This window comes from Bacillus sp. JJ1503 (assembly GCF_036965125.1).
Lineage (GTDB): Bacteria > Bacillota > Bacilli > Bacillales > Cytobacillaceae > Cytobacillus.
Genome location: NZ_JBALOZ010000189.1, coordinates 1 through 7,435, shown reverse-complemented (window position 1 = coordinate 7,435; position 7,435 = coordinate 1). Strand labels below are relative to the sequence as shown.

The following is a 7,435-nucleotide window of genomic DNA, read 5'->3' as shown; positions in this document are numbered from 1 at the left end:
ATATATTGTTGGAAAAGGAGTATTTAATCCAATTGGAACTCCTGTTGCAACAGATTTGAAATCGCCATTTTCCAATGCCTTTATTAGTGCCTATCAGACAGGTGATGTTGTTACTGGGATTTTTTGTGCCCCTATTTTTATCGCTGCGATTTTGAGCTATGGCTATAAAGGAAAAGGGATGCGCAAAATTGCGATTACTGGAACATTGATTGCGGGCGCCGGCCTTTTGATTGTTTATGGCGGGTTGCTTTACATTGGGGCTTCCGGCAGCGGAATGTTCCCAAATGATATGGATAGTACAGCTCTTGTATCTGAATTAGTTAACCACCTATTAGGGAGTAGCGGTGCAGTTGCCCTATCAATCGCCATCGCATTAGCATGTTTAACCTCTGCCATCGGTGTTATTGCTGTTATAGCTGAATTTCTAAATGATTTAACGAAAAATAAATTTGGCTATCGTGTTTGGGCGTTAGTTGTTTGTTTAACAGGAATTGCGATTGGGTCAATGGGAGTAGAAAAAATTATTAACTATACCCTGCCAATCTTCCTAGCACTATACCCAGTAGCCATTGTTCTAGTTTTCCTTGGTTTATTCCGAAAAGTAATCCCGAATCCTGGTTCCTATCGTGGAGCGATTCTTTTAACATTTATTGTTAGTGTGTTAGAAACATTAGGAGCGATCGGCATTCATTTTTCGGCGGTACAAAGCTTTATCTCTATGCTTCCATTGAGTGCAAACGGTTTTTCATGGCTTGTACCCGCCATCATTGGATTTATTTTAGGAACATTTATCTATAAAACTATTTCTGTAAAAAAAGATCAGGACCCTACGATAGAACTTTTAGAAAATGAATAATGGGGATCACGTTCAACTAGTGAAGACATTAATGGTAAGGAGAGGGAGTTATGAATAAAACAATTTTTCATAATGGGCGAATTTTCACATCAAATCCAGATCAGCCCTATGCTAGCGCAATGGTTGTGAGCGAAGGGCGTATCGCTTGGATTGGCAATGAAGGGGATTTGGTTGAACTGGAAGGAGAGCGTGTTAATCTTCAAGATCGCCGTGTTATGCCTGGAATTATTGATGCGCATTTACATCCACTTTATTTAGCGAATGCCGCTAAGCAGGTTGCCTGTATGGCTCCAGTTGTTTATTCCATTGATGATATGGTTCAAGCGATTCGCAAACGGAGTGAATCTATAGGCTCTGGCGAATGGATTGAAGGCTGGGGCTATGATGAAGGAAAGCTAAGGGATGGGCGCGCGCCTTTTCGTTCAGATTTAGATAAAGCGGCTCCTGATATTCCTATTGTAGTAACACGTACATGCGGCCATATTATCTCTGTCAATAGCAGGGCTTTGGAGATGGCGGGGATTACGAAGTACACACCAAATCCTCCAGGAGGACAAATTGATCGCGACGTAAAAGGTGAACCGACTGGTATTTTACGAGAAAGTGCAAGGCATATTGTCTTAAATGCGATGCCAGCTCGCTCGATAGAAGAAAATGCAACACTTCTTGCTAAGTTAAGTCCGTTTTTATTCGAGCGTGGGATTACGGCCATTACGGATCTTATGGCATTAAACAAGCCTATTGACTACTTAGACATGTATAATGAAGCGCGAGATCACGGGCTGAAACAGCGGACTGTCCTCTATTATATGTGGGAGGATTTAAAGAATGAAATGATCTTGGACGAATATAAGACAAATAGAGAAAACCCCATTCATATAGGCGGAATTAAGCTGTTTGCAGACGGCAGTGTGTCCGGCAGAACGTCTTGGGTCAACCCTCCGTTCCTAGGCGATGATGAAAACTACGGCATTTCTACAACTTCTAGAGAAGAACTGCTTGAAGCGGCTGAGGCGGCAGAAAAGTATGGTGTGCAATTAGTCGTTCACGCGATGGGTGAGCAAGCGATCGACTTGATCGTTGATACATTTTACGGGAAAAAGGGCTGGCTGGAGGATGCGCCTTCTATTCGCATCGAGCACGCGGCTATGCCAACAGAACAGGCGATTCAGCGTGCGGCTGAAACGGGCATTGCCTTTGTTCCGCAGCCGATTTTCCTTTTTGCTGAAATCGAAAGCTATTTAAATAATCTTGGGGCAGAGCGTTCAAAAACGACTTACCCAGTTAAAAAGATGCTGGATGCAGGCATTAAGGTAGCCTTCTCTTCTGATGCGCCAGCAACGGCATGGGCAGATCCGGTTGATCCTTTTGTCAGCATAAAGGCAGCTGTCACTCGTGTGGCGTATGATGGAACAGACACAGGCAAGGATCAGCGCGTAGATGTGGAAACGGCAATTGAGCTTTACACACGTGCCGCTCAGGAGATCACACGTATTCCGGCAATCGGCCAATTAAAGCAAGGGTATGAGGCTGACTTTATCGTATTGGATAAGGATATTCTCGAAGTGAGCCCTGAACAGATTGATGAGGTTAGGGTGGAAGCGACCTATATGGGCGGGGAAAAGGTATTTGAAAAATAATAATGAGAGGAAGCAGAGTTGGTGACAATTCGCTTCCTCCTTTTTTCATTCAGTCACGATAAATGATTCCAGAATAATAGGCAAAACTACAAATAACCAATCTATTCATGCAAGTAGTAAATCTATTTAGGAGGATCATATGAAAGCGACTGATGTTCTTGTTCGATGTTTAGAAAATGAAGGAGTGGAATATATTTTTGGAATCATGGGAAAAGAAACGCTAGATCTCATCGATTCCCTTTCCCGATCTAAGCAAATTCAATTTGTGAATACGAGGCATGAGCAAGGAGCTGCCTTTATGGCTGATGTTTACGGGAGACTGTCTCGAAAAGCAGGGGTGTGTACGTCTACATTGGGGCCGGGAGCAACTAATTTATTAACGGGGATTGCGAGTGCAACTCTTGATTTCTCACCTGTCGTGGCGTTCATCGGACAGGCTGGATTGGAAGGGCAGCATAAGGAATCCCATCAATATTTGGATTTGGTTAAAATATTCGAGCCAGCAACGAAATGGAGCATTCAAATTAAGGATTCCCTAACGATCGCAGAGGTAGTAAATAAAGCCTTTCAGAAGGCAAAAATGGAAAAGCCAGGCGCTGTTATCGTGGAATTACCGGAAAATTTAGCTGCTCAGAAAATTCCTGACAATGCGATGACTGTCAAACCGCTGCCAGTCTATACGCCCGTAAATGAAGAGATCAAAGCAGCTATTGACCAAATCAACAATAGGCAAAGGCCATTTATCATCGTTGGGAATGGGGTGATTAGGGGGGAAGCCGTAAAGGAGGTGCAAGCATTCATCGACCATCTTCAGGCACCTGTTACTCATAGTATGAAAGCAAAAGGGATTTTGCCTAAAGATCATTCGCTAAATTATTTTACGTTTGGCTTCAGCGAGCAGGATGAGGTGCTGCCGGGGATCGAAGAGGCTGATCTGCTTATCGTTATTGGATATGATTTTGTGGAGCAGCTTCCTAAGGAATGGAATAAAAAGAAGGTGCCGGTTATCCATATTAATGCTGTTCTGGCTGAATCGGATGAATATTATCCTATTCAAAGCGAATTGGTTGGAGATGTTAAAAGGACTTTGCAGGCTTTTAACGGGTTTGAAATCAAGCCGAAGTCGTGGGAGCCATCCGGGAATTTACGAGAGCAAATAAAACGGGCCTACCATTTGAATGACGAAGCCAAATCTTCTTTATCCATTACAGCCATTTTGCAAGTCATTGAAAAGCGTACATGTGAAAATACGATTGTCCTATCGGATGTAGGTTCACATAAAGTATCAATAGCCCGGACTTATCAGCCAAAGAAGCCGAATAAGCTTATTATCTCCAACGGATTGGCTTCAATGGGGATAGCCATTCCCGGTGCCATTGGAGCCAAATTGGCATGCCCATCCAATCCGGTAATTTGCATAACGGGTGACGGGGGGGCCCTAATGAACTTTGCAGAAATCGAAACAGCAGCAAGATTAGGATTGTCCTTTGTGATCATTGTCCTTAACGATTCGAAGCTGAAATTGGAAGAACAAATGATGATGAAAAAACTGGGCAATGATTTTGGAACTGCTTTTGGAAACCCTGATTTTGTACAGCTTGCGAGAAGCTTTGGTATTAAAGGGGTGCGGACTGCGGATATACTCGAATTCGAGGGCATACTCAATGAGGCGTTAAAGCAGGGCGAACTAACTCTGATTGAAATTAATTTAGGATAAATGCTGTTACTGGGGAATATCCCCTCTGGGAGTTCATCAATCTGGACGAACGAAGCCAGTCATCGTGGATATTATACTGAGCAGATATCAGCTGGGGAGCCTGATGCCCATTGGTGTTGAATATTGTTCCGAACGGTCATCAGTTGTGCAGCCTGATGCCCAACACCGCGGAAAAACGCTCTGGACGGTCATCAGCTTGGTAATCTGATGACCATCACCGTAAAAAATCGCTCCGAACGGTCATCAACTGGGGAGTTTATCACTGACTTTAGTCTATTAGAGAAACTCCCTGAAACAGGTATCATCTGAAAGCTTACGAAAATAGTATACCTCGGATTCTTTTTATGAGTCTAGTGCTTAAAACAACCCAGATCCAGCTATAAAAAGTAGAGAAAATAAAAATTAAGCCGATAACCGAAACGCTAAATTGATGGGAAATGGCTGGCCCTAATACAGGGAATTTCAATCCGTATAATAATAGGCAGATTCCAATCATTAGGCCTGCCGCCCCGCTCAAAATATGAATCCACCTTTTTCGAAACAGGTGAAAGGAAATCCCGATTAATAGCCCCAATAGCCCCGTTGTAAAAGGAAAAACAATTAACTCGGCAGGCTGTAATATCAGAAGTAATATAGCTGTTAATATGTAGGAAGCCAGACCGAGTGGAATCGAAAAAATAGAGCAAACAATAATAGGTGCAGTAGCCAAGGGGCTAATGAAATAACCAACTCCCGGTAAAAATCCTCCTGCCGATTGAAAAATGGCCCCGATGCTGCTCAAAAGAGAGATTAGCACAATCTTTTTCGCCCTAGGCCATTTTTTAAAAGCAGCTTGTATTTCGTTCATATCTTTTTTAAAATAGTGCATGGCAAACCTCCCTATGCCATCCACTATATTCACGGAAATCCTTTTTATTATATATATCCTTTAGTAAATAAGATTTCGACCTTGAATTGCCATCATATCTTTAATAGGACCATTTAGGAGGCAAATTCCTAAATAGGCAGTTTTACAAACCGTCCGCTTATTTTTTCATCTGTTCCTGTGCCATTCGGACAAGCTCTTTCACCATGCTCCCGCCGATTTTTCCGCCGACCTTTCCAGCTTCTCTTGAGGTAAGGCGGCCATTGTAGCCTTTTTGCAGGGGCACGCCCACTTCATCCGCTACTTCAAACTTTACATGGTCGGGGTTCTCTCTGTCCACTTGGTATCCTTCATTGGCCATAACCTTATTCTTGAACTGATCTAAAGCTCCTCTTGAATCTGGTACGAGAGGGCGCCGCTTTCTTCTAGCCATGTTTTCCGGCCTCCTTGATATGCGAATTTACCAATAGTGTGTGCGGATCTAATCGGTTTATCCTGTGGAATAATCTTGTAAAACCTATCGAAATAGGGGATTCTATGTTATCTTATAGGAAAGAATGGTGCCTTTGGCTTTTCTAATTGATCATTTTGAAAAAGAAGGTGTAATCATTGTTATTAAAATACCTATCAGCTCTGCTGCTGCCGGGACTGCTAGTGGTGCTGTTTACGAGAGTGGCATATAATCGTGTGATTGGTCTTGTATTGACGGTAGCATTAATTGCAGCTTCAGTTTATAAAGGCTATACAGATTCAATATGGCTCATTGTTGTCGATGCGTTTTCACTGACTGCTGGCTTCTGGTATGCAAATAGAATGAAGGAAAATATCCACAAAAGATCTTAATATGAAAAAAAGGCGATTCTTCATTACAAAAGAATCGCCTTTTTATATCTTTTATTTTCCTTCAATTGCTGATGCTTTTAAGCTTTCTTTTTTTCCAAAGCTAAACGCATATCCGATAATTCCACCGATGATGGCAGGAATGATCCAGCCAATTCCTACAGAATATCCTGGAAGGATCGCTGTAAATAAATCATTGATCGCTTTAATTTCGATGCCAGCTGCGTTTAATCCGTCAAATAAGCTAACGATAAAAGTCATTAAAATACTGCCTTGATAAACAGCTGTTTTGCCCTTGAAAATAGGGTGTAGAAACGTTAATGCCATCAAGCAAATAGCTGATGGATAAAGCGCTACTAAAACTGGAACGGAAATTGAAATTAAAGTAGACAATCCAAAGTTAGCAATCGCCGTGCTAAAAACGGAGAAGATAACAGCCCACTTTGTATAAGAAATACTTGGTGCTAGTTTATTAAAATAGGAAGCACATGCTGTAATCAGACCAATACTTGTTGTTAAACACGCAGCAATAACAATAAGCGCTAATAACACTTTCCCGAATGAACCGAAATAATGGGTAGAGACTGCAGCAAGAATCTCCCCGCCGTTTTCTAAATGCCCAAGTCCTTCAACACTAGATGCGCCCATATAGGCAAGGGATGAATAAATGACCGCCAATAGGCCAGCTGCAATGAAAGCAACCTTCATACTAGAAGTCATAATTTGTTTCTTCGTTTGTGCGCCTCTATCTTTCATTGTATTGATGACGATGATACCGAATACAAACGCAGCAAGTGCATCCATCGTCAAGTAGCCCTCTTGGAATCCTTTAAAAAAGGCATTTTCCATATAAGTTTCAGTAGGAGCTTGAATTTGTCCGATTGGGTTAATAAATACTACAACAATAAGAATGGCAATAAAAATTAATAATAATGGCGTTAATATTTTTCCAACAATATCTACAAGCTTAGAAGCCTTTAATGAAAAGAATAACGTAACTCCGAAAAAGATAATGGAGAAAATGATTAACGGCAGGACACTGTTCGTTTCACCAATAAATGGTTTAATGCCAATTTCGTAAGAAACTGTGCCTGTTCTTGGTATAGCAAATAATGGACCAATTGATAAATATAGAGCCACTGTAAAGAAAACTCCGTAAGCTGGGTTCACACGGCTTGCTAATGATTGCAAATCACTTTTACCTGAAAAGCCTAAAGCTAATATTCCTAGAAATGGCAAGCCTACGCCAGTTACGATAAATCCGGCATTAGCTGCCCACACATTTTCACCTGCCATTTGCCCAAGCATGACGGGGAAAATTAAGTTCCCAGCCCCAAAGAATAAAGCAAATAGCATAAAACCTGCAGCAATCAAAAATGAAAATGACCCTCTTGATGACATAATGAATTCCCTCCTGTTTACATAAATAATGGACTGCTGTTCTGATAGGGAGATTTTTTTGTCTATTCATCTATGAATCCCAAATCAGATCAGTAAGTTATTATAATATTTTTATT

At 41.6% G+C, this 7,435-nt stretch carries 7 protein-coding genes; 4 read left to right on the top strand and 3 right to left on the bottom strand.

The features are described from left to right. From V7149_RS14750 to V7149_RS14740, 3 genes are all read left to right on the top strand, one after another. Window positions 1-856 (top strand): branched-chain amino acid transport system II carrier protein (locus V7149_RS14750; RefSeq protein WP_335346372.1); only part of this gene is annotated, 856 nt, incomplete at its 5' end. Window positions 857-906: 50 nt separating this feature from the next. Beyond that, complete coding sequence (locus tag V7149_RS14745; protein WP_335346371.1) at window positions 907-2,496, top strand: amidohydrolase; 1,590 nt, start codon at window positions 907-909, stop codon at window positions 2,494-2,496. Between the two features lie 139 nt (window positions 2,497-2,635). After that, window positions 2,636-4,213, top strand: a complete 1,578-nt coding sequence (locus V7149_RS14740; protein ID WP_335346370.1) for an acetolactate synthase large subunit — start codon at window positions 2,636-2,638, stop codon at window positions 4,211-4,213. A gap of 313 nt (window positions 4,214-4,526) precedes the next feature. Here V7149_RS14740 and V7149_RS14735 read toward each other — a convergent pair whose 3' ends face one another. Both V7149_RS14735 and V7149_RS14730 read right to left on the bottom strand, forming a co-directional pair. After that, window positions 4,527-5,081 carry a hypothetical protein gene (locus tag V7149_RS14735; RefSeq protein ID WP_335346369.1) on the bottom strand — a complete coding sequence of 185 codons (555 nt, stop codon included), beginning with the start codon at window positions 5,079-5,081 and terminating at the stop codon, window positions 4,527-4,529. A 157-nt stretch (window positions 5,082-5,238) separates the two neighbouring features. Then, a complete protein-coding gene (locus V7149_RS14730; RefSeq protein ID WP_335346368.1) occupies window positions 5,239-5,511 on the bottom strand; it encodes an alpha/beta-type small acid-soluble spore protein in 273 nt (90 codons plus the stop codon). A 176-nt stretch (window positions 5,512-5,687) separates the two neighbouring features. Between V7149_RS14730 and V7149_RS14725 the strand changes: the two genes are divergently transcribed. Continuing rightward, the gene (locus tag V7149_RS14725) at window positions 5,688-5,921 is read left to right on the top strand and encodes a CsbA family protein (protein WP_335346367.1); all 234 of its coding nucleotides are present in this window, start codon (window positions 5,688-5,690) and stop codon (window positions 5,919-5,921) included. 51 nt (window positions 5,922-5,972) lie between these two features. On the opposite strand, the gene brnQ is transcribed toward V7149_RS14725, so the two are convergent. Continuing rightward, window positions 5,973-7,319 (bottom strand): branched-chain amino acid transport system II carrier protein, encoded by a 1,347-nt coding sequence (gene brnQ, locus V7149_RS14720; RefSeq protein ID WP_335346366.1) that lies wholly within the window; start codon window positions 7,317-7,319, stop codon window positions 5,973-5,975. Window positions 7,320-7,435: the final 116 nt, after the last annotated feature.

Coding starts and splice junctions, on each gene's coding strand:
- brnQ (WP_335346366.1), bottom strand. CDS start 7,319: ATGTCATCAAGAGGGTCATTTTCATTTTTGATTGCTGCAGGTTTTATG.
- V7149_RS14735 (WP_335346369.1), bottom strand. CDS start 5,081: ATGCACTATTTTAAAAAAGATATGAACGAAATACAAGCTGCTTTTAAA.
- V7149_RS14730 (WP_335346368.1), bottom strand. CDS start 5,511: ATGGCTAGAAGAAAGCGGCGCCCTCTCGTACCAGATTCAAGAGGAGCT.
- V7149_RS14740 (WP_335346370.1), top strand. CDS start 2,636: ATGAAAGCGACTGATGTTCTTGTTCGATGTTTAGAAAATGAAGGAGTG.
- V7149_RS14745 (WP_335346371.1), top strand. CDS start 907: ATGAATAAAACAATTTTTCATAATGGGCGAATTTTCACATCAAATCCA.